General features: G+C 73.1%; 18 protein-coding genes, 1 tRNA gene and 1 riboswitch. Of the genes, 5 read left to right on the top strand and 14 right to left on the bottom strand.

All coding sequences use genetic code 11. The features are described from left to right. The 4 genes from VNL12_RS05635 to VNL12_RS05620 all read right to left on the bottom strand — a co-directional run. Window positions 1–686 (bottom strand): protein adenylyltransferase SelO family protein (locus VNL12_RS05635; protein ID WP_325592368.1); only part of this gene is annotated, 686 nt, incomplete at its 3' end. A 59-nt stretch (window positions 687–745) separates the two neighbouring features. After that, on the bottom strand, window positions 746–1,192 hold the full coding sequence (locus VNL12_RS05630) for a hypothetical protein (RefSeq protein WP_325592364.1): 447 nt from the start codon (window positions 1,190–1,192) through the stop codon (window positions 746–748). After that, window positions 1,189–2,100, bottom strand: coding sequence for an NAD-dependent epimerase/dehydratase family protein (locus tag VNL12_RS05625; protein ID WP_325592360.1), 912 nt, complete (start codon window positions 2,098–2,100; stop codon window positions 1,189–1,191). The genes VNL12_RS05630 and VNL12_RS05625 overlap by 4 nt, the downstream gene beginning before the upstream one ends. Next, window positions 2,097–2,600, bottom strand: a complete 504-nt coding sequence (locus VNL12_RS05620) for an Rrf2 family transcriptional regulator (RefSeq protein ID WP_325592358.1) — start codon at window positions 2,598–2,600, stop codon at window positions 2,097–2,099. The genes VNL12_RS05625 and VNL12_RS05620 overlap by 4 nt, the downstream gene beginning before the upstream one ends. 297 nt (window positions 2,601–2,897) lie before the next feature. Here VNL12_RS05620 and VNL12_RS05615 point away from each other — a divergent pair, with 297 nt between their 5' ends. The 3 genes from VNL12_RS05615 to VNL12_RS05605 all read left to right on the top strand — a co-directional run bounded on the left by VNL12_RS05615 (window position 2,898) and on the right by VNL12_RS05605 (window position 4,110). Then, window positions 2,898–3,059 (top strand): hypothetical protein, encoded by a 162-nt coding sequence (locus VNL12_RS05615; protein ID WP_325592353.1) that lies wholly within the window; start codon window positions 2,898–2,900, stop codon window positions 3,057–3,059. Next, a complete protein-coding gene (locus tag VNL12_RS05610; protein WP_325592348.1) occupies window positions 3,056–3,625 on the top strand; it encodes a PIN domain-containing protein in 570 nt (189 codons plus the stop codon). Before VNL12_RS05615 ends, VNL12_RS05610 begins: the two co-directional genes overlap by 4 nt. A gap of 287 nt (window positions 3,626–3,912) precedes the next feature. After that, on the top strand, window positions 3,913–4,110 hold the full coding sequence (locus VNL12_RS05605; RefSeq protein ID WP_325592345.1) for a hypothetical protein: 198 nt from the start codon (window positions 3,913–3,915) through the stop codon (window positions 4,108–4,110). A gap of 42 nt (window positions 4,111–4,152) precedes the next feature. On the opposite strand, the gene VNL12_RS05600 is transcribed toward VNL12_RS05605, so the two are convergent. The 5 genes from VNL12_RS05600 to VNL12_RS05580 all read right to left on the bottom strand — a co-directional run bounded on the left by VNL12_RS05600 (window position 4,153) and on the right by VNL12_RS05580 (window position 8,456). Next, window positions 4,153–5,436: a Fic family protein gene (locus VNL12_RS05600; protein ID WP_325592343.1), complete on the bottom strand. Its 1,284-nt coding sequence runs from the start codon at window positions 5,434–5,436 to the stop codon at window positions 4,153–4,155. Between the two features lie 868 nt (window positions 5,437–6,304). Continuing rightward, window positions 6,305–6,377 (bottom strand) — tRNA-Gly (locus tag VNL12_RS05595). Window positions 6,378–6,449: 72 nt separating this feature from the next. Continuing rightward, window positions 6,450–7,052, bottom strand: a complete 603-nt coding sequence (locus VNL12_RS05590; RefSeq protein ID WP_325592340.1) for a DUF4202 family protein — start codon at window positions 7,050–7,052, stop codon at window positions 6,450–6,452. Between the two features lie 14 nt (window positions 7,053–7,066). Further along, a complete protein-coding gene (locus VNL12_RS05585; protein WP_325592338.1) occupies window positions 7,067–7,291 on the bottom strand; it encodes a hypothetical protein in 225 nt (74 codons plus the stop codon). Window positions 7,292–7,301: 10 nt separating this feature from the next. Beyond that, the gene (locus tag VNL12_RS05580; RefSeq protein ID WP_325592336.1) at window positions 7,302–8,456 is read right to left on the bottom strand and encodes a hypothetical protein; all 1,155 of its coding nucleotides are present in this window, start codon (window positions 8,454–8,456) and stop codon (window positions 7,302–7,304) included. A gap of 501 nt (window positions 8,457–8,957) precedes the next feature. On the opposite strand from VNL12_RS05580, the gene VNL12_RS05575 reads away from it, so the two are divergent. Then, entirely contained in the window at window positions 8,958–10,634 is a 1,677-nt protein-coding gene (locus VNL12_RS05575; protein ID WP_325592334.1) for an HNH endonuclease signature motif containing protein, read from the top strand. A 191-nt stretch (window positions 10,635–10,825) separates the two neighbouring features. Here the strand turns inward: VNL12_RS05575 and VNL12_RS05570 are convergent, their stop codons facing one another. Genes VNL12_RS05570 through metX form a run of 3 tightly spaced genes read right to left on the bottom strand, consistent with a single transcriptional unit; the run spans window position 10,826 to window position 14,100 of the window. Next, a complete protein-coding gene (locus tag VNL12_RS05570) occupies window positions 10,826–11,602 on the bottom strand; it encodes a DNA-formamidopyrimidine glycosylase family protein (protein ID WP_325592331.1) in 777 nt (258 codons plus the stop codon). A 22-nt stretch (window positions 11,603–11,624) separates the two neighbouring features. After that, window positions 11,625–12,818, bottom strand: a complete 1,194-nt coding sequence (locus tag VNL12_RS05565) for an aminotransferase class I/II-fold pyridoxal phosphate-dependent enzyme (RefSeq protein ID WP_325592328.1) — start codon at window positions 12,816–12,818, stop codon at window positions 11,625–11,627. 46 nt (window positions 12,819–12,864) lie between these two features. Next, entirely contained in the window at window positions 12,865–14,100 is a 1,236-nt protein-coding gene (gene metX, locus VNL12_RS05560) for a homoserine O-acetyltransferase MetX (RefSeq protein WP_325592326.1), read from the bottom strand. A gap of 64 nt (window positions 14,101–14,164) precedes the next feature. Next, window positions 14,165–14,283, bottom strand: a riboswitch (SAM-I-IV-variant riboswitch). Between the two features lie 137 nt (window positions 14,284–14,420). Between metX and VNL12_RS05555 the strand changes: the two genes are divergently transcribed. Beyond that, entirely contained in the window at window positions 14,421–15,158 is a 738-nt protein-coding gene (locus VNL12_RS05555; RefSeq protein ID WP_325592325.1) for a hypothetical protein, read from the top strand. 99 nt (window positions 15,159–15,257) lie between these two features. Here the strand turns inward: VNL12_RS05555 and VNL12_RS05550 are convergent, their stop codons facing one another. Continuing rightward, window positions 15,258–17,408: a hypothetical protein gene (locus VNL12_RS05550; RefSeq protein WP_325592323.1), complete on the bottom strand. Its 2,151-nt coding sequence runs from the start codon at window positions 17,406–17,408 to the stop codon at window positions 15,258–15,260. A gap of 24 nt (window positions 17,409–17,432) precedes the next feature. Next, window positions 17,433–18,605 carry a DEAD/DEAH box helicase gene (locus VNL12_RS05545; RefSeq protein WP_325592319.1) on the bottom strand — a complete coding sequence of 391 codons (1,173 nt, stop codon included), beginning with the start codon at window positions 18,603–18,605 and terminating at the stop codon, window positions 17,433–17,435. Window positions 18,606–18,612: the final 7 nt, after the last annotated feature.

The raw sequence follows: 18,612 nt of genomic DNA, 5'->3' as shown, positions 1-18,612 counted from the left end.
GCCTCGAAGAAGGCCAGGTAGGGCTGCTCGGCGTCGTCCGCACCGGGGTGGTGACGGGCGATGGCGTGATCGGCCAGGCGCCGCACGAGCGCGCGGTCGGGGTGGGTGGCGGCGTACTGAAAGGTGCCGACGCGCAGGTGGCTGGCCGCCACCCGGGCCAACACGGCACCCGGCAGCATGGTGTCGCGGGCGATCCGCTCGCCGGTATCCACCACGGCCAGGGCCCGGGTGGTGGGGATGCCGAGCGCACCCATGGCCTCGCCCATCAGGTACTCGCGCAGCATCGGGCCGAGGGCGGCCTTCCCGTCGCCGCCGCGGGCGAAGGGGGTCCGGCCCGAGCCCTTGAGGTGCAGGTCGCGCCGGTGGCCGTCGACGTCGGAGACCTCGCCGAGCAGGAGGGCCCGGCCATCGCCGAGGCGGGGTGAGAACCCACCGAACTGGTGGCCGGCGTAGGCCTGGGCCACGGGCGAGGCCCCCTCGGGGGTGGTGTTGCCGACGAGGACGTCGACACCCTCGGGCGTCCGCAGCGCGTCGGGGTCGATGCCGAGCTCGGTGGCGAGCTGCTCGTTGAGCACCACCAGGCCGGGGGCGGGCACCCGAGCCCCCTGCCAGGGCTCGTACAGCCCCTCGAGGTCGCGGACGTAGGTGTTGTCGAAGGCGAACAGCGGCGGCGCGGCGACGCTCATCGGGTGAGGATACCGGGCACCCTTTGACGCGCGACCGGCCCGAGCGGCGCGAGGGGGGATCAGGTCGTGGCCCGCCCGTCGACCGGACCGGCCCGATCGGCGGCTTCGTCGGACCTCGGCGCGGCGAGGGCGAGGAGGCCGGAGAGGGCGGCGACGCTGAGCGCCACGAGTTGCGCCACCACGTCGGCGGTGTCGAACGGATCCAGGTGCGTGGCGTGGTACAGCAGGTGGGGCGCCCCCAACAGGAGCGCGGCGCCACCGGCGGCCCGGGCCACGAGGACGCTTCGGGTCACGAGGGCGAAGCCGGCGACGAACGCCAGCGCCAGGTTGAGTCCGCCCACGTCGCGCACGAGGTGCTCGTTGAACGGGCCATCGACGGCGACCCACACCCGGCCGGCGCCGGGGAAGTCGTCGTAGAACGAGCGGGGGAAGGCCTGCGCCCACACCCCCACCACCAGGCTGCCGGCGGCGATGACCACCAGGGCGATGCGGTGCAACAGGGTCATCGGTCCTCCTCGGTGCCAGTGGGCCAGGACGTCCGGATCGACGGGTGGGCCGGGGTCCAACCCGTCTCCTCCGTGAAGCGGTGGTGCGAGACCCGGAGCGATCGCGAGACCGCCCGGGTCGAGGGGCTGAGGTCGGTCAGGCGCTTGGGCACCGAGCGGGGCGGCTTCTTGTCGAGGGCGGCAGCCACCACCCGGCCGGCCTCGGCCCGGGTGAGGGGCTCGTCGTCGGCGATGTTGTAGGGACCGGACGGGGCCTCGAGGGCGGCGGCGACGGCCGACCCTGCGTCGTCGGCGTGGATCATCGACACGTAGCCTTCGGGGTCGCCGATGAACGGGTTGAGTCGGCGTCGGGCGGTAGCGTTCATCGTCTCGGTGTGGGACGACCCGGCGGCGTAGAACTGGGCGAAGCGGAGCACCACGCCGGCGCCGCCCGCCTCGGCGAACCGGCGGACCTGCGCCTCGGCGGCCCCTGCGGCGCGAAACAGGTCGTCGTCGTGGGAGATCGGGCTGTCCTCGTCGATCCAGCGGCGCCCGGCATCGAGGTACGGGAAGCAGATCGCCTCCTGCACGTAGCGGCCCGCACCGGCGGTGAGGGCGGCGTCGACGAGGTGGGCCGACGCCTCGGACCGCAGGCGGTCGTTGGTGGCCCATGCCCCGCGGCGGGCGGACCGGGCCATGGGTGGGATGTTGGTGGCCAGGTGGACGACTGCCTCGTGGCCCACCACCGCAGCCGCCACCGCGGACGCGCCGAAGAGGTCGACGGTCACCGGCTGGCCGCCGAGGCGGCGGACGAGCGCGGCTCTCTCGTCGGTCCGGGCCACGGCCGTGACCTCGTGGCCGGCCGCCACCAGGGCGGGCAGGGCACGGGTGCCGACGACACCCGTGGCCCCCGTCAGGAACACCCTCACGGTCGGGACCTCCTTCTGACCTGCACCTCTTGGATCCACTCCGCGCCCTTGACGAGAACGTCCTCGGGCACCGTCGTGACCACCTCGGCGAAGAGGTCGGCGACGGTGGTGCGGGCCAGCTCGGCCCGCCACGCCTCCTCCGCCTTCCACATGGCCCGGGCGATGTGGCAGGCCTTGCGGTAGGCGGCCGGGTCGGCGCTCACCGACGGTCCCCGCTGGCGGATCTCCGAGCACCGGAAGGCGGTGTCGTCGCCGTCGACGGCCACCACGATGTCGAGCAGGGTGATCTCGTTGGCCGGTCGGGCGAGGCGGTACCCGCCCCGCGGCCCGGAGACCGATGCGGTGATGCCCGCCGCGGTGGTGGCCTGGAGGTGCTTGGCCAGATAGGCGGGAGGCACCTCGTGGTACTCAGCCAACCGGGCCGCGGGCAGTGCCTCGCCATCGGACAGGGCGGCCAGCACCGTGCAGCAGTGCACGGCCCACTCGACCCCGTCGCTCATCCTCACATCCCGGACAATAGACATCCCGGATACCCGATGTCCATATACAGATCGGCGCGCGCTCGGTGCCTACGCCTGCCCCTTCGCCCGGGGCCGACCTCGGCGGCGCGGGCGATGAGCGGCAACATGCGCGTGGTTGAGCCTTGCTCTCCTCCGATTGGTCCGGCACAATCGGGGGCCTCACGGCGGAGTCATACCGGGCGGTGTCGGCGTGTCCCTCTGCGCCCCCTGCGCAGCCGGCACCCGGTCCTTCGTTCACGTCACCGGGCCGAGGCACGGGATAGCATCTCGTCTGCGATGCCGAACGAGCCTGCGCCTCAGCGCCGCGAAGAGAGCCTTGAGCTGTCCGTCGAGGAGTTGTTCTGTCGCGCCCGCCCGCTGCCGCCTCATGACGAGATGGTCATCGACGACCTGACCCAGGAAGAGGGCGAAGCCTTCCTCGCTGCGATCCGGCGGTGAGCCCAGCCTCGACCAGGGGCCCGATCGTCATCGACACCGATGTCTTCGGTGCCGATCTGGTTCCAGGGTCGCCGCTGATCGCCCGTTACGAGCCGCTCATCGTCGGCCGTCCGGCCTTCATCTCGTTCCAGACCGTTGCCGAGCTCCGCTTCGGTGCAGCGCTCCGCAACTGGGGCCCGGCGCGGATGCTGAAGATGGACATGCGGATCGACACCGCGGAGATCGTGCACACGGGTGCCGCTCTCATCGAGGCCTACGTCCGGTTGCGCGTCGACTGCCAGCCCGTCGGGCATGCGCTGGCGCAGGCGCGTGACGACGCCGATCGCTGGATCGCCGCAACGGCCATCCGCCTAGGCGTCCCCCTGGTCTCGAACGACAAGATCTTCACCGGCGTTCCTGGCCTCACCCTCGAGTCGGTGCACACGGCTGAGCCCCGGACCCAACCCCCTCTGGCATCGCTGGCCCCTGCGGTAGAGGCCAGCAGCGCTGACCGAGGCAAGGAGCATGCCGACCAGGTTCGGTGCTGCGATCTCGGGCTGCCGAGCGAACGGGTCGTCGACACATAGGTCACGAATCCGCAGGTCAAACGACGAAACCCCCTGCTCGGCAGGGGGCTCCGCTTGGAGCGGACGACCGGATTCGAACCGGCGACCCTCACCTTGGCAAGGTGATGCTCGTCGGAGACTCGATGGCGAGAACGCCCAGGTCAGCAGCGGTGCCGGGACCCTGATCACGGCCGATTGGCACAATTCCCGGCACGATCCGCACCTACGTGTGGCCGAGTACTGAGCCCTGCCAGCCAGTTCCACGGCGTGCCACCCCGTTCGCCTCGAGCTGTTCCGCCAGTTGCGACGTGAGCATGATTGGCGAAGACCTCCTCGAGGAACGCCGCCGCCGGCGCAGGGCAGGTGATCCACGCATCACCCCAGAGGGCCGCGAGATCCTGTTGCGGCTGACGACGGGGGACCTGATGGACGAGTTCCAAGCCGCGCTCGACGCCGACCTCGAGCGCGATGCGCTCCGCGAGGGCAACGGCAGCGAGGACCCCTGACCCCGCCGACGCCGGCCCCGCCGCTCAACCTCGCCTGGGCGGCTAGATCACGGTTTCGTCCTCTTCGACGGCCGCTGGCAGGTCGAACAAGGCGACGTAGCTGTCGTACCGATAGACCCGGTAGCGCTTCTTGCCCGTCGTCTCTCGCAGGATGGCCGCGTCGACGAGGCGGTCGAGCATCTTGTTGGCGGTGGTCGGCGACACGTCGAACCGTTCGTGGACCCACTGGGCGTTGACGAGCGGCTGCCCATAGAGGGCATCGAGCAGCCGGAAGTCGTTCGCAGCGCCACCGGTGTCACCGAGCACTGCCCGGTCGGCCTCCCGCAGCTGGTGGACTGCGCCTGCTGTCTCGGCTGCCGTCGCGGCTGAGTCTTGGACGCCGTCGAGAAAGAAGCCGAGCCACCCCTCCCAGTCTCCCCGCTCGCGGACCGCCATCAGGCGCTCGAAGTAGGCCGTCCGATGCTTCTTCAGGTAGGTGCTCAGATACAGGACCGGCTTGGCCAGCACCTGCCGTTCATGGAGGAGCAACGAGACCAACAGTCGACCGGTGCGTCCATTGCCATCGGCGAACGGATGGATCGTCTCGAACTGGGCGTGGGCGAGGCCGGCAGCGAGGAGGGTGGGCAGCTCCGTCTCGTGGAGGTACTTCTCGAGGTCGCTCATCGCCTCCTCCATCACTGGCACGGGGGGCGGCACGAAGGACGCAGTGGCGAGCGTGCAGCCGGGCGGACCGATCCAGTTCTGCGTTCGGCGGAACTCCCCCGGCGTCTTCTCGGCGCCTCGCCCGCTTCGCAGCAACGTCGCGTGGACCTCGCGAAGCAGTCGGTTGCAGAGCGGAAGTTCGTCGAGACGTGCGACCCCGTGGTTGAGCGCGGCGACGTAGTTCACGACCTCCCCGACATCGAGGTTCGGAACGGCTGCCCCCTCCTTGAGCTCGAAGGCGAGGACGTCATCGAGGGTGCAATCGGTCCCCTCGATGAGCGAGCTGAGGAGTGCCTCTTGGCGCACGTACATGGCGAGGAAGAGGTCAGCGTCAGGCAGGGACCGGGCGAGCCCGTCAAGCCTCCCGATCGCCATGTCGGCGTTCGAGAGCTTGGCAACGAGGTTGGTGGCGATGAGGTCGACAGGAGGGTCGGGCGGCAAGGGCGCCGGTTCGAACGCGACGTAGCCTTCGAGCTGCTTGCGGCAGTAGCCGGCCCGGGAACCTGACTTCACCCGACCACCGTACCTCTTAAGTCCAGAATAACGTTGATCTATGGAATAAGCAGTCCGTGGTGGCGGCTTAAAGGCAGCCTCGCAGTCCCAGGCCGCGGCTATCCGCTCCATGTTCCAGAATTTGGACTCAGGCTGGACTTAGCGAGGCGGCCGAGGCTCCGGCCAGCTCTGCTTGGACCGTGACGCGATCGCCGTCGCGGCGCACCACTCGAGCCCCTAACGGCGCCTCGTCCTCGTCCCCGATCAAGACGTCGTCCCCGGGGCTCGGGTCGAACGTGGAATCACCGGCACGGGGCCCATGCGAGATCCAGCAGACCACGACGAGGTCACCTTCATCAAGCAGCACACGCTGGGATGACCGGTCGGCCAGGAGGAAGTCACCGAGGCCCGAACCGGGCACGGCGTCGTCGGCTGAGGGCCGCGCCGAGACGCCGTGTCTGCGACGTCTCACTCTGCGAGGGCAGCGGCGAACGCGTCGTCCTCGTCCTGTGACAGCCCCTCGATCACCAGTGCGTAAGCTGACGGGACCACAGAGGGGCAGCGTTCAGCCGATCGTCGATGAGGTCGGTTAGCCCCAATGCCGTTCAGTTAGGACTACAGCGCACGTGGCGCAATCCCTCCTACGCCGACTGGCGCCCGCGGCCCCAGGACAACGAAGTGGGTTGGAGCATCTCGATCGGCAGGCTCGAACGACTGGTCGAGAGCGCAGGCTGACCGACACCCGTCGAAACGCCCCGAAGTGCCGATCGGGAACGATCCGTGTCGGAGCTGGGGGACGGCGTTGGCGGCTTCCGGTCGCCATGGTCCCGATCGAAGCGAGGCCGCTCGGCTGGCACAATTTCCGGCACAGTTCGCAACGGCACAGCGGAGAACGCCCTGGTACGGGGCGGTACCACCTGGACCCTCCCGGTCGGCGACCGAGACACGAAGCCGCAGGTCAAACGACGAAACCCCCTGCTGGGCAGGGGGTTCCGCTCCGAGCGGACGACCGGATTCGAACCGGCGACCCTCACCTTGGCAAGGTGATGCTCTACCAGCTGAGCTACGTCCGCATGAGCCGGTGATGGTAGCAGTGGCCCCGCACCCGGGCACACCAGATGGCGCCCGCAGCACCCGACGACGGGCTACTCCTCGGGGACGAGGGCAGCCTCGAGCAGGGAGCGACCGGTGGCGCTGAGGGGTAGGGCGGCGGCGTGGGCCAGGGCCTCAGGGCTCATCTTGTCCGCCGTGCGGCGCAGCACGCCCACCGTCTTGTCGCCCATGAGCTCGGCCGCCTCGTCGAGCTGGACGGTGAGGAAGGCGAGGCAGACCGCATCCTCGTGGGTCTGCACCGCCGGGACCCGGCCAAGGCCCTCCTTGCGGATCAGGCGCCGGGCCAGGGCGATCGTGTCGTCGTCCCAACCGTGGTCGCCCAGCAGGCTGGCGACATCATCCGCGTGGCGGGCCTTGGCCGCCGTGCGCCAGCGCAGGTAGCCGGCCCGACCCTCGGGATAGTCCGAGCGAGGCCGCTCCCAGCGGCGCAGGTGGTGCGCCCGCGCCGCCAGCCGCTGGGCGGGGACGGCCTCCTGATCGAGGCGGTCGACCCACTCCGACGCGATCCGCCCGAGGGTCTGCTGGAGCGGCCCCTCCTGCCCGCTGACGGTGACCCGGTCGGGGTCATCATCGTTGGCGGCGTCGATGGCCGCCGCCGTGCGCGCCTCGCGCTCGTCGGCCGCCGGATCACCCATGGACCGGGGCCGGGTCAGTCCGACGGCGGGCGGAGGTCGATGCGCAGCACCAGCACACCGTCGTCGAGGGACCCCTCGGCGTCACCGATCATGGCGAAGTCCTGGAAGTCGGTCTGGGCCTGCTCGACGAGACGGGTCCGCTCGGGGCCGGCGACGGGCGGCAGGTTGCGGCGCTTCACGGCCTGGGCGCGCTCGCGGAAGCGGGCGACCATGGCATCGACGTCGAGGTCCTCAGGCATGGCGGCCACGCTACCGGCCGTTCGAGCGCCCTGACGCCGACGGCGCCGACGGCGGCGGCCCGTCGGTGGTCGACCGGCGACCGGCGTCGCCCTCCGATGCCGGGCCCGTCTCCTCATCGGTCGACGGCGCCGGAGCGGCCGGCACCCGGATGGAGGGCTGACCGGGACGCACGAGCACCCGCTCGGCGTCGGGCGTGCCCAGCTTCTTGGCCGGTGCGTCCACCCGCCGGGGCCGACGGGGCGGATCCGCGTCGATGACCGGCGGACCGCCATCGGCGACGGAGGGCTCGGGCGGGGCGGGACCGTCGGACGCATCGACAGTCGCCGTCTCGTCAGACCCAACCTCAGAGCCGTCGTCGTCGGGCGCCTCGTCGATGGAGTGCTCGTCGTCAGATGCCTCGTCGCGGAGCGCCTCGTCGGCGGAGTCCTCCGATCGACCCTCGTGGCCGTTCGCGGCACCGGCGGTGCCCTCGGCCCGGTCGCCCTCGTCGCCGTCAGGCTCGCTGACGTCCGTCGCGGTGCTCTTGGCCGGCCGAACCACAGCCGCGTCGGTCCGTCCCCCCTCTGGGTCGTCGACGCCGTTGCGGGCCGACCCATCCCCGACGTTCGTCCGTCGGGTCCCGGGACCGTCGGCCTTGGTCCGGTCGGTGGCGGGGCGAGCGCTCGTCGTGACGGGGGTGCGCGTCGTGGTGGCCGTCCCCCCGGGTGTGCCGTCGCTGTCGTCCTCTCCGCCCCGCGCCGTCGCGACACGGGCGTCAGCGGACCGGGGCTCGCGGCCCTCGGCCTCCGCCCGCCGGGCCTCGAGACGCTCGGCCGAGCGGCGGGGGTTGGTTGCCCGCACGTAGATAACCAGAAGCGCCAACAGGCCGAGGGCGACCACGCCGAGCGCGATCACCACCGTCCACACGGCGCGGAGGTCGGCGTCGGCCTGCTCCTGGGCTGCCTCGCTCGTTTCGTCGGCCTCGGTCACGTCGCCGCCCTCCCCGGGGACCGACGCCACCGGTGGCTCGTCGCCCGCAGGCGGGGTCGGCTCCGAGGGGTCGGCCTGCCTCGTGACCTCGACGGGGGCGGCCAAGGCGACAGGCGCGCCGGCGATGGACAGCCCGATGGCCAGCGCCGCCGCAGCGGCGCCGCCGCGCAGGAGCGACAGGGGGCGGGGAGACACGATGGGGGCGATGCTATCGGCGGCCACGTCCTGGCCCGGCCCAGCCTCGGTCGACCGTCGGGCCGATGGCTCCCGTCGGCTGGCCGGCTACCAGCAGGCTGGCGCAGCGCGGTCCTCAGCCGGTGAAGCGAGCCTCGGCGTGGTGACCGGCCCGGGCGAGGTCGGTCCGCCGACCAGCGCCACCCCTGCGAGTCCGGTCCGCGCGCCTCGGCGTAGTGGTCCCAGACCGCCGGCATGAGGATGGCGGTCCGAGCGCCGATGCTCCAGCCGATGGGCAGCTCGCCCCGCCGGGGGCTGTTGCAGGAGCCCGGCTCGATGTAGCACTCCTTGGGGACGATCGTGTTGTCGTCGTCGCTGCGGACCACGACCACGTTGACCTGATCCCGGGTGCGGGGTGCGGGCTCGTCGGTGGGATCGTCCAGACGGACCCGAGGGGTGTCGATGGCCCTGGCGGTCGACGTCGTGGGGTTGGTTGTCACACCCTGGAGGTACGTTGTTCCCATGGTCGATGTGGCCGAAGCGGCCCCCTCTGCGACAACCGAACCCGGCGACCTGGCCGCCTTCGTCGAGACCGACCTCGACTCGTGCACCGACGCGGAGCTCATCGACCGGCTCCTCGATGCACAGCGGATGCGGGCCCGGCTCGACGCCTGTGTGGTCGCTCTCACCGACCGCTTCGACGCCCGCACCGTCTGGGCCGCCGACGGTGCCCACAACGCCCCCGGGTGGGTCGCCGCCCGGGTCGGGGTCTCCTACGGGCAGGCCAAGACCGACCTGGCCCTGGCCCGCGACCTGCGCAGCCACCCGCAGATCACCGCTGCGCACCGGGCCGGGCGCCTCACCCAGGCCCAGGTCCGGGCGCTGCTCACAGCCCGCAGCGGCGGCCTCGAAGACGCGTTCGACCTCTGCGAGGAGGTCCTCGTCTCCGAGGTCGCCACCGCCACCCTCGCCGCAGGGCGGCGGTTCCTGGCCCGCTGGACCCAAGAGGTCCGCGAACGCTTCGCCATCGCGGAGCCCGACGGCCCCGAACCCGACGGCGGCGGGGTCCGGTCCCGGGCCTGGCTCTCGCCGGTGGGCGACCGGTGGGCCGGGCAGCTCGACCTCTGCGCCGAGAACGGCGAGAAGGTCGCCAACGCCATCGACGCCCAGATCAACGCCCTGTGGACCACCGGGGTGTTCCGCACCGACGACGGCCTCGACCCCTCTGAGCGACGGGCCATCGCCCTCGTCGAGGTCATCGAGCGCGGCACCCGCGGCGGCGACGACGACGGCACCGCCCGCCCCCTCATCCTCGCCCTCACCACCACCGCCACCCTCACCCAACCACCCCCCGGCGCCACCGACGGGACCGGCAGCGAACGCGGCTGCGAGCCACGCCCCCGCGACCACCGATCCGACCACATCGCCGACCCCAGCGGCCCACCCCCGCCGTGGCCCCTGCCCGGCACCGCCGGCGCCTCCGACCTCGACGACCCCGAGAGGGGCCTCGCTGCCGACGGTCAATTGGCCGACGACCCCCTGGGCGACGATCTGCTGGCCGGGCTCGACCCGCTCGCCCCCTACCCCGCCATGCTCTCGGAGCTGTCCCGCTCGGGGCCGGTGCACCCCGACGTGGTCCGGCGTCTGGCCTGCGAGGGCACCGTCATCCCCGTCTACGTCGGCCCCGGCGCCGATCAGCTCAACATGGGCCGCGCCATCCGCATCGCCAACCGGGCCCAACGCCGCGCCCTGCGCATCCGCGACGGCGGATGCCAGTTCCCCGGGTGCTCGGTTCCGCCCGAGCACTGCATTGCCCATCACCTGGTGTGGTGGGAACACGGCGGTCGCACCGACCTCATCAACCTTGCCCTGCTCTGTCGCCACCACCATAAGTTGGTCCACGGCGGCGGCTTCACCATGACCCGCGGCCCTGACGGCACCCTCGTCACTACCCGCACCGACCGAGAACCGCTCACCGCGCCCCTCCGCGCCCGCAGCCCCCTGATCCGCACCCGACCACCCCCCGGTGCACCACCCCGAGGTGCACCACCGGAGGACGACGCCGGTGAGATCGCAGCCGAACGCCGCCAGGCCGACTACCTGACCCGATGCCGCATCAAGGATCTCATCCGCCAGGCCGAGGTCGCCCGCCACTGCCGGCGCCGCGACCCCTCCGACACCACCCCCCTCCGCAGCTGACCCGGCCCGACGGCGACCAGCACCCGACACCATCCGCAGACCCCACCGAGCCCACACGACGAAGCCGCAAGGAACCGCCGGCTTGCCAAGATGGACGTTCCGGGCGGCTCGGCCAGACCGACCGGGGGCAACGAGATCAGGCGCCGGGTCAGAGGACCGTCAGCTCCTGGCGAAAGCTGGCCGCCGCAGCGCTAGGTCTGGTGCCGGGGACAGGAGTAGGTCGTGCGACCGCCCACGGTGCGGCGATCGAGCGGACGGTGGCAGCGCGGGCACCGCCCGTCGCGCGAGCGCTGGATCTGCAGATCGCCGGTGTGGGCGCCTCCCCGCTCGGTGAGCAGGGCGATGGTGGCGGCGAGGTGGCGGTGGAGGCGGGTCACCTCGCGGGGCTCGAGCGAGGTCGCCGGCCGGGCCGGGTCGAGCCCGGCGCGCCAGAGGGCCTCGTCGCAGATCAGGTTGCCCACACCGGCCAGGCGGGCCTGGTCCATCAGCCGCGCCTTGAGCGGCGCCTGGGATCGGGCCAGCAGGTCGCGCAGGGCGGCGCGGCCGACGGTGGCCGCATCGGGGCCGAGGCGCTCCTCGTCGGGCTCGAGCTCGACCCCGCCGAGGCGCCGGGGGTCGACGACGGTCAGATCTCCCCCACCCTCGAAGCGCAGGCCGAAGCGGTGCCACACCGGGTCGTCGCGACCCGTCGAGTACTCGAGGCGCTCGATCGGCCCGGCGCCGTCGACGAGCAGGCGACCGGCCATCCCGAAGCGCAGGCCGAGCACCGGCCCGTCGGTGTCGACCATCAGCAGCTTCCCCCGGCGCCGGGTGCCGGTGAGGGTGCGACCGGCGAGGGCGGCGGTGACCACCTCGGGTTCGACGCCCTTGCAGAACCAGGCGTCGGGCGCGTGGACGGCGGCGATGCGACGGCCCACGGCCCGCTCGGCGACGCGCCGGTAGAGCTCGACCTCGATCAACTCGGGCACGGAGCCGCCCGTCGAGGTTGCCTCACGGGCGAGGGACGGCTCCGGCCGCCGTCAGGGCCCGGCCGAGATCGGCGCGCAGGTCATCGGGGTGCTCGAGGCCCACCGACAGACGGATGGTGCCCGCGCCGATGCCGACCGCCGCCAGCTCGTCGGGCAGCAGGTTCACGTGGGTCGTCGACGCCGGGTGGGTCACGAGGGTCTCGGGGCCTCCGAGCGACGACGCCAGGCGGGCCAGCTCCACGGCCTCGACGAAGCGGCGCCCGGCGTCGATGCCCCCGGGCAGGTCGAAGCAGACGAGCCCCCCGAGGTGCTGCATCTGGCGCAGAGCCAGCTCGTGCTGGGGGTGCGACTCGAGGCCGGGGTGGCGCACCTCGGTGACCCGCCCGTCCTTCTCGAGCCACCGGGCCAGCTCGAGCGCCGAGGCCGACTGGCGGGCGAAGCGCACCGGGAGCGTCCGCAGGCCGCGGATGCCGTTGGCGGCGTCGTAGGGCGACGCGGTGGCGCCCTGCAGCACGGCGAAGCCGGTCAACCAACCGATGAGCTCGGCCGAGGCCGCGACCACGCCCAGGGTGGCATCGTTGTGCCCGGCCATGGCCTTGGTGGCCGAGTGCACGACGAGGTCGACGCCGTGGGCGAGCGGTCGCTGGCCGAGGGGCGTGGCGAAGGTCGAGTCGACGACGGTCATGGGCCCGGCGATGGCCCCCAGGGCGTCGAGGTCGACGAGGTCGAGGCGGGGGTTGGCCGGGGTCTCCACCCACACCAGCATCGTCTTCCCCGGCCGCACGGCCCCGGCGAGGGCGCCGGGCTCGGTGCCGTCGACGAAGGTGACGTCGATGCCGAAGCGCGGGCACACGGCCTGGAGCACCAGTTGGGTGCCGGCGTAGATCTGGCGGGCGGCGACGATGTGGTCGCCCTGCGAGCACAGGCCGAGCATCACCGCGGTGACCGCGCCCATGCCCGAACCGAAGGCCCGCGCCGCCTCGGCGCCCTCCAGGTCGGCCACCGCGTGCTCGAAGTCTGAGACGGTCGGGTTCCCGTAGCGGGAGTAGAAGCGGTCGCTTCCGATGGAGGTGGCGGCGGCCTGGGCCTCGTCGACCGAGTCCGACACGAACGTCGAGCTGGCCCAGATCACCGGGGCCAGCGCCGGGTCGGAGCCGGCCCGGCCGCTCCGCACGGCGAGGGTGTCAGGGTGCAGCGGCGTGCTCTCCTCGGTCATGGGCGAGAGCCTCCCACGGCGGTCGGCGGGGCGGTCGGGGCCGACATCACGGCGTCTCCAGGTCGTCGAGGACGGGGGCGAGCAGGGTGGCCACCTGGTCGAGCTCGAGCAGGAAGCCGTCGTGGCCCTGGGGGCTGTCGATCTCGGCGTAGCGCGCTCGCTGACCCCGATGGGCGAGGGAGCGCACCAGCTCCTCGGACTGGTAGCTCGGGTACAGGGTGTCGCTCGACACGCCGACGGCCAGCACCGGGGCCTTGATGCGGGCGAGGGCGGCGTCGATCCCACCGCGGCCCCGGCCGAGGTCGTGGAGGTCCATGGCCTTGGTGAGCAGCAGGTAGGAGTTGGCGTCGAAGCGCCGGATCAGCTTGTCGCCGTGGTGCTCGAGGTAGCGCTCGACCTGGAACCGCTGCCACAGGCCGAAGTCGCCCGAGAGCGGCTCGACCTCGTCACGCCCGAAGCGGGCGGTGAACACGTGGTCGGTGCGGAAGGTGATCTGGGAGATCATCCGGGCCAGGGCCAGGCCCCCGTGGGGACCGGCCCCCGGGACGGCGTCGTAGTAGTCGCCGTCACGCCAGCCGGGGTCGAGGGCGATGGCCCGGCGCCCGGTGCTCCAGTAGGCGATCTGCTGGGCCGTGGCCGCCGCACAGGTGGCGATGGGCACCAGGGCGCCCACCCGGTCGGGGAACATGACCCCCCACTCGAGCGCCTGCATGCCGCCCATCGAGCCTCCGATGACCGCGGCCCACCGCTCGATGCCGAGGCCGTCGGCCAGGCGGGCATGGGTGCGCACCATGTCGCGGATCGACACGACCGGGAACGTCGAGCCGTAGACGCCGCGCCGGTCGGGTCGCGGCGAGGCGGGACCGGTGGTGCCCTGGCAGCCGCCCAGCACGTTGGCGCAGACCACGAACCAGCGGTCGGTGTCGAGCACGCGACCGGGCCCGATCAGGTCGCCCCACCAGCCGGCGGTGGCGTGGCCGGGCCCGGCGGGCCCACCGGCGTGGGCGTCACCGGTGAGTGCGTGGCAGAGGAGGACGGCGTTCGACGCGTCGGGGGCGAGGGTGCCCCACGTCTCGAAGGCGACGGTGATGTCGCTCAGCTGCCCGCCGCCCTCGAGCACGAAGGTGCGATCGACGAACGTGCGGAGGAACTGGCGGTCGCCGGTCGGGTCGCTCGGCCGCCACGCGCCGGAGGCGGGGAGCGTGCTCACATGGGCCCGCGTCCACGACGGTTGGGCCAGCGCGGAGTCGGCCTCGACCAGCTCGGCGATGTGTTCGGCCATGGGTGTCTCGCCTCCTCCGGGGTCGGGGTCGGGGGCGGGAGCCCGGGTGCCGTGCGCCGGGCGGACCCGGACACTTCGTTGCCGGTGGGAGCCGACCACATCCCCGCCGAGGCGAGAGGCACCTTGGGTGTCCGTCCCAGGTTGCCGGACCCGGGTGACCCCGGGCCGCTCAAGATGACAGTCGCAGCGTAGGCGTCGGGCCCGGAGGTGGCCAACCAGATCGCCGCCACCCTCTCGGCGGCCCGCGGTGCCGCCGCCCTCCCCGCCACGTCGGCTCACGACCCTGGCACCGACGCGCGCCGCCGGTAGCCTCGCCCGCCATGGAACCCGACGCCGACGCCGACGTCGACGCCGACGGGGACCGGAAGAACGTCGGGGACCGGGAGAACGTCGGGGAGTCGACCGCCGGGGACGAGCCGCAGGCCGACGTCGCATCGGGGCCGGGGACCGAGCCGGCGCCGGTGCCGGCATCGGGGCCGACCGCCACCGGGCCCACCCGACGGACCCGTCGCGGTTCGACACCGACCCGGTCGGGGAAGGCGTCGCGCGGTGATTACACCGGGTGCGGGCTCTGGGCCCTCGGGTTCCTGGTCCTGGTGCTGGTCAGCTTCGCCGTCGGTGTCGTGCTGCGCCCCGACACCGACCCCAACGAGGGTCCCGACGCGGTGTCACTGGCGCGCAGCGTGGGCGGCGACAGCAGCTACCGCCTGGTCGGGCGCACCGACGAGACCGAGGACCCGTGCGTGACGCTGCTGCGCGGCGACGAGGAGGTGACCGGGCAGTGCGGCGTGGGCGTCTCGACCGACGCGGGCGAGGTCGATCGCTACGCGGTCACGTCCAGCGAGCTGGAGGACGGCACGACGGTCGTGTTCGGCCCGGTGCCCCGCCAGGCCGAGACGGTGCGCCTCGAGCTCTCCGACGGCTCCGAGCCCGAGGTGGCGGTGCGCCGCAGCGATGCCGCCGGCCTCAGCTGGTTCACCTACGAGACCGACCAGACCGTCGCCGGCCCGGCCGAGATGCTCGACGGCAACGGCAGCCCGGTGCCCACCCCGCGCTGAAGGCCCCCTCATCGGCCCCGGCCCTCGATGTGATCGATCCGCCGGCCAACTCCGGACCCAAGTCCCCCGTGGTGGCGGACACGGGTCCCAGGTGGAGGTTCAGAGGCGGGCTCTCCACCACGTGGTCACGGGGTGGTCGGCGTCGAGGCCGTAGGCGACGCTGAGGTCGGGACCGACGTCGACGAGCGGGCGACCGGCGCGTAGAGCGCGGGCTGCGGCCTCCCAGCGGCCACGATCGGAGGGCAGGGGAACGCTCAGGACCTGGCGGGCGGAGAGCTTGAGGGCGTCACCGCCGCGCGCGGTGCCGGCGCTCTCCCGCAGGGCCCAGGCGGTGACGGGAGGGGCCGACAGTGCGGCGGCGACCATCCAGAGCAGGAGCTCGACGTCGATGGGTCCGCCGTCGGTGTTCTCGACGTCCCAGAGGGTTGCCCGGCCCGGGGCCAACGGCTCGACGGCCACGAGGGGCACGCCGGGCACGAAGCGTCCGTCGATGTCGACCGCCGCCTCGACCACCCGGGTCTGGGGGGCGACGACGACCTTGGGTTGCAGGCGGGCCCGTACCCAGGCTGCGACCGCCGGTGCCTCGCGGGCCACCGCGTCGAGGTCGGCCACGGGCCGAGACCAGGTGCGACCCGCGATCCGCGCCGGGCGCCGACCCCAGAGCAAGGTCAACGGGTCGACCGAGCCGGTGGTCAGCACCGGCGCCCGCGCCGCTGGGGTCTCCGGGTCGAGGGCGTCGCCGTCGGGCGCCTCGTGCAGGTGCGGGGCCAAGCCGTAGAAGTGCTGGCGGAACCCGGCGGTGGCGGTGACCAGGTCGCCGAGGTGGCCCGACGCGCCGGGGAGGGCGACGACGGGCACGCCCCGCGCGTCGGCCAGCAGCGGGGCCCACGATCGCCTCGCCGGACCGGGGCGCGCCGGGCCGGCAGCGAGGGCGAAGCCGTGGGCGGTGCGGACAGCAGGACTCGCGACCATCCCGGTCGGGGTAGCGGGACTCGCGACGATCCCGGTCGGGGCATCGGGACCAGGGACCTCGGGGCCGGGGACGCCGGGGCCGGGGGCCGGCGGCGGTCCTGTCCCGTCGGGGGCCGAGGACCGCACCTGGAGCACCGGCGCGCACACGTCGACCTCCGCGGCGAAGGCCGATCCGCCGGCGACCCACAGGCCCACGAGGTCGGCCCGCTCGCTGACCGCGGCCCGCACGCCCTCGGCGTCGCGGGCGCCGAGCACCGACTCGGGCTGGACGAGAACGACGCGCCCTCCGGGCCGGACCCACCCACAGGCAGCCAGCAGGAAGACCGCGGCGGCATCGACGTAGCCGCCGGCGGCCCGGCCGTAGCGCTCCCGAAGACGAGCGGCGCCCGCCCGGTCGCGGGCCGTGGCGCTCGACAGCTGGCCGAGGAAGGGCGGGTTGCCCACCACCAGGTCGACCCGACCGCGCCCCAGCCGGGCCGCCCCCGTCCCCGCCACGGCGTCGGGGCCCCCCGGGCCGTCGGGGCGGTCACGCCCGTCGGGGCGGTCGCACCCGTTGAACCCGTCGTGCCCGGCGAGGCCGTCGTGCCCGTCGAGCGCATCGAGCTCCAACCCGTCGCCGACGACGAGGTGCGGTCCAACCGGTGCCGCGCCGTCCCACCCGGTGTCGAGCGCCCAGCCCACCAGCGCCGCCTCGGCCACCGCAACCGCACCAGCGTCGAGGTCGACACCGCCCAGCCCGGCGAGGACGCCCGTCGGGTCCGCCCCGCGGGCGTGCTGCCACCGCGCCGCGGCGAGCAGGAAGGCACCTCCGCCCACGGCCAGGTCGATCACCGACAGCGCATCGACCACCGACAGGCCGGTGCCGTCGCTCCGGTCCGGTGGCGTCCACCCGTCGAGGGCCCAGCAGACCAGTCGGTGGGCCAGCACCGGTGAGGTGTAGTGCGCCCCTCGGGCCCGCCGCGCCTCGGGATCGAGGAGCGCCTCGTGCACCGCCCCCAGCAGCTCGGGACCGGCCAGGCCCTCGGACACCGGGGGCACGCTCCGCGCCACGGGGTCGTCGGGCGGGCACGACGCGAGCAGCGCCAGGCCTCGGGCCTCCATCGCCCACCCCCGCGCCCCGGCCACCTGGCGCAGGACGCCCGCTTCGAGGCGGGCGGCCACGTCGGGCTCCCGGTCGCCCTGCGCCATGAGCGCCGCGGCCATGAGCGCCGCCGCCCACTCGCCCCACGCCGGGTGCCGGGCGGGGTCGACGGGATCTGCGGGGTCGACCCCGGTCATGGCCGCCCCCCGGGACCAGTTGGGTCAGGCTGCGCCGGAATCCGCGGTGGGATCCCAGGCCGTGAGGTCGGCGAGCCGGGCGTCGTTGGAGAAGATCTCGACGATCGGCAGGTCGATCCCGATGCGCTTCTGCAGGCGCCGGACGTCGAGCTCCTCGTTCCACAGGGCCAGGGTGACCACGAGGCCCTCCTCACCAGCGCGGGCGGTGCGCCCGGACCGGTGGATGTAGGCCTTGTGGTCCTCGGGCGGATCGCCGTGGATCACCACGTCGATGTCGTCGACGTGGATGCCGCGGGCGGCCACGTCGGTGGCCACCAGCACGGGCAGCTTGCCGGCCATGAAGTCGGCGAGGGCCCGCTCGCGCAGACGCTGGGGCAGGTCGCCGTGGATGGCACCGGCCTTGACGCCGTCGTCGGTGAGGTCGTCGACCAGGCGGTCGGCGTAGCGCTTGGTGCGGCAGAACACGATGGTGCGGTTCGAGGCCCGCCCGATGGCGGCGATGACCTTGGACTTGTCCATCTGGTGGACCAGGAGGAACCGGTGGGTCATCTCCTCGACGGTCACCTGGGGCGAGGAGACCTCGTGGCGCACGGGGTCCGTCTGGTAGCGATCGACCAGGATCTTCACCGCACCGTCGAGGGTGGCGGAGAACAGCAGGGTCTGGTGCGTGCCCTTGATGTGGCGCAGCAGCCACTCGACCTGGGGCAAGAAGCCCATGTCGGCCATGCGGTCGGCCTCGTCGACGACCACGATCTCGACGTCGTCGAGCCAGGCCTCCTTGCGCTCGATGAGGTCGATCATGCGGCCGGGGGTGGCCACCACGACCTCGGCGCCGTCGGCCAGGTTCTTGATCTGGCCGACCATGTTGGCGCCGCCGTAGATGGCGGCGACCCGCACGCCGACGGCCCGACCGAGGGGCATGAGCTCCTCGGACACCTGGGCCGCCAGCTCGCGGGTGGGCACGAGGATGAGGGCCCGGGGCCGGCGTGGCTCGGCCCTCGTGACCCGCTGGAGGGTGGGCAGCCCGAAGGCGAGGGTCTTGCCCGACCCGGTCTTGGCCTTGCCGCAGACGTCACGCCCGGCAAGGGCATCGTTGATGGTGAGCTCCTGGATCGGGAACGCCTGGTCGATCCCCGTCTCGGAGAGCGCCTTGACCAAGGCCCCGTCGACCCCGAGCTGCTCGAAGCTCGTCGTCATGTTGAGC

This window comes from Iamia sp. (assembly GCF_035575815.1).
Taxonomy (GTDB): domain Bacteria; phylum Actinomycetota; class Acidimicrobiia; order Acidimicrobiales; family Iamiaceae; genus Iamia.
This window is presented reverse-complemented; position numbering and strand designations above follow the sequence as displayed.

What these genes read in the sequence shown, in the direction of transcription:
- VNL12_RS05630 (WP_325592364.1), bottom strand. Translation starts at nt 1,192, where the DNA reads ATGACCCTGTTGCACCGCATCGCCCTGGTGGTCATCGCCGCCGGCAGC.
- VNL12_RS05620 (WP_325592358.1), bottom strand. Translation starts at nt 2,600, where the DNA reads ATGAGCGACGGGGTCGAGTGGGCCGTGCACTGCTGCACGGTGCTGGCC.
- VNL12_RS05615 (WP_325592353.1), top strand. Translation starts at nt 2,898, where the DNA reads ATGCCGAACGAGCCTGCGCCTCAGCGCCGCGAAGAGAGCCTTGAGCTG.
- VNL12_RS05600 (WP_325592343.1), bottom strand. Translation starts at nt 5,436, where the DNA reads ATGGAGCGGATAGCCGCGGCCTGGGACTGCGAGGCTGCCTTTAAGCCG.
- VNL12_RS05590 (WP_325592340.1), bottom strand. Translation starts at nt 7,052, where the DNA reads ATGGGTGATCCGGCGGCCGACGAGCGCGAGGCGCGCACGGCGGCGGCC.
- VNL12_RS05585 (WP_325592338.1), bottom strand. Translation starts at nt 7,291, where the DNA reads ATGCCTGAGGACCTCGACGTCGATGCCATGGTCGCCCGCTTCCGCGAG.
- VNL12_RS05575 (WP_325592334.1), top strand. Translation starts at nt 8,958, where the DNA reads ATGGTCGATGTGGCCGAAGCGGCCCCCTCTGCGACAACCGAACCCGGC.
- VNL12_RS05565 (WP_325592328.1), bottom strand. Translation starts at nt 12,818, where the DNA reads ATGACCGAGGAGAGCACGCCGCTGCACCCTGACACCCTCGCCGTGCGG.
- metX (WP_325592326.1), bottom strand. Translation starts at nt 14,100, where the DNA reads ATGGCCGAACACATCGCCGAGCTGGTCGAGGCCGACTCCGCGCTGGCC.
- VNL12_RS05555 (WP_325592325.1), top strand. Translation starts at nt 14,421, where the DNA reads ATGGAACCCGACGCCGACGCCGACGTCGACGCCGACGGGGACCGGAAG.
- VNL12_RS05550 (WP_325592323.1), bottom strand. Translation starts at nt 17,408, where the DNA reads ATGACCGGGGTCGACCCCGCAGATCCCGTCGACCCCGCCCGGCACCCG.
- VNL12_RS05545 (WP_325592319.1), bottom strand. Translation starts at nt 18,605, where the DNA reads ATGACGACGAGCTTCGAGCAGCTCGGGGTCGACGGGGCCTTGGTCAAG.